Here is a 1923-nt window from a genome sequence, read left to right as displayed (position 1 = left end):
GGTCCGATACCGCAAACGGACCTTGAACAGCGACATCGTCACTGCGAGCCATCCGAATCGGCTCGATACCGCACACAGACCATGAACCAACCCCGTCATCGCGAGGCCGTAGGCCGTGGCGATCCATGCAGTCGGCAGTCATGGATTGCGTCACTTCGTTCGCAATGACGGGGCTGTTCATGGAAAGCGTAGCGCGGCAGTTCATGACTTCCGGCTGCATGGATTACTTCACTGCGTTCGCAATGACGATACTCTTTCACGTTAAAACGATAATCCTGCCATGACAAATACAACCTCCCTGGCTTTCGAAACGCTGCAGCTCAACCCCGCCACACTGGCCAACCTGCAGCAGCTGGGTTACCTGGCCATGACCCCGATTCAGGCGGCCAGCCTGCCCACCGCACTGGCCGGACGTGACCTGATTGCGCAAGCCCAAACCGGCAGCGGCAAAACCGCGGCTTTTGGCCTGGCGCTGCTGGAGCGCCTTAACCCGCGCCGCTTTGCCGTGCAGGCCCTGGTGCTGTGCCCGACGCGCGAACTGGCCGACCAGGTAGCGGTGGAAGTGCGTCGGCTGGCGCGCGCGCTCGACAACATCAAGGTCGTCACGCTGTGCGGTGGCGTGGCGCTGCGCGGCCAGCGTGCATCGCTTGAAAACGGCGCGCACATTGTGGTGGGCACGCCCGGGCGTGTGATGGACCACCTGGCGCGCGGCTACCTGGCGCTGGACGCGCTGAGCACGCTGGTGCTCGACGAGGCCGACCGCATGCTCGACATGGGTTTTCTCGACGACATCGTGACCGTCACCAAACAATGCCCGCCCGAGCGCCAGACGCTGCTGTTTTCCGCCACCTACCCCGAGGGCATCGACAAACTGGCCAAACAGTTCATGCGCGCGCCAGAGCAGATCAAAGTGGCTGACAGTCTTGCAAAGAGCCTGATCGAACAACGCTTTTACGAGGTCACCCGGCCCACCCGGTTTGACGTGGTGGCCAAGCTGCTCAATCACTTTCGCCCGGTCAGCACGCTGGCGTTTTGCAACACCAAGCAGCAATGCAAAGACCTCGTGGTTTATTTACAGCAACAGGGTTTCAGCGCGCTGGCGCTGTACGGCGAACTGGAGCAGCGCGAGCGCGACCAGGTGCTGGCGCAGTTTGCCAACCGCAGCGCGTCTGTGCTGGTGGCCACCGACGTGGCCTCGCGCGGCATCGACATCAAGGAACTCAGCGCCGTGATCAACGTTGACATCACGCCCGACCCCGAGGTGCATGTGCACCGCATTGGCCGCACCGGGCGCGCCGGCGAATCGGGCCTGGCACTGAGCCTGGCCGCCATGTACGAGATGGGCGCAGTGGGCAAGATCGAGCAATACCAGGGGCAGCCGTCCACCTGGCACCAACTCGACGAACTCACACCCACCGGCAAAGGCCCGCTGCTGCCGCCCATGGTCACGCTGCAGATTCTGGGCGGTCGCAAGGAAAAAATCCGCCCCGGCGATGTGTTGGGCGCCTTGACCGCCGACGCTGGCTTTAGCCGGGAACAGATCGGCAAGATCAACGTGACCGAGTTCACTACCTTTGTGGCGGTGCAGCGCGACATTGCCAGAGCGGCCATGGACAAGCTCAATGCCGGCAAGGTCAAGGGCAAAAGTGTCAGGGTGCGCCTGGTATAACGCTCATCGAGCCCCGAAAAGCATGATTGCAAGACCTTGCCCCTTTCTCTGAAGCCAGATCACAATTTCATAACGGCTTTGCATTTTTTTCTACCTCGCGTAGGAATTCATGGCCCCGGAAGTCATGGATCGCCGCGCTACGCTTTCCATGAACAGCCCCGTCATTGCGAACGCAGTGAAGCAATCCACGACGTCCAAATGCATGGACTGCCGCGCTACGCTCGCAGTGACGAAGTCTCTGTTCAAGGTCCGTG

The 1923-nt window shown here is 61.4% G+C and carries 2 protein-coding genes; one reads left to right on the top strand and one right to left on the bottom strand.

Annotation, left to right across the window (positions count from 1 at the left end; genetic code table 11):
• Positions 1 to 220 (bottom strand): hypothetical protein (locus IBX54_RS14810; protein WP_296543415.1); only part of this gene is annotated, 220 nt, incomplete at its 3' end.
• A gap of 60 nt (positions 221 to 280) precedes the next feature.
• Here IBX54_RS14810 and dbpA point away from each other — a divergent pair.
• Positions 281 to 1669: an ATP-dependent RNA helicase DbpA gene (gene dbpA / locus IBX54_RS14805; protein WP_296543414.1), complete on the top strand. Its 1389-nt coding sequence runs from the start codon at positions 281 to 283 to the stop codon at positions 1667 to 1669.
• Positions 1670 to 1923: the final 254 nt, after the last annotated feature.

It is taken from the genome of Rhodoferax sp. (genome assembly GCF_014859475.1).
Lineage (GTDB): Bacteria > Pseudomonadota > Gammaproteobacteria > Burkholderiales > Burkholderiaceae_C > Rhodoferax.
The sequence above is the reverse complement of the archived record's forward strand: the minus strand, read 5'-3'. Positions and strand labels throughout refer to the sequence as shown.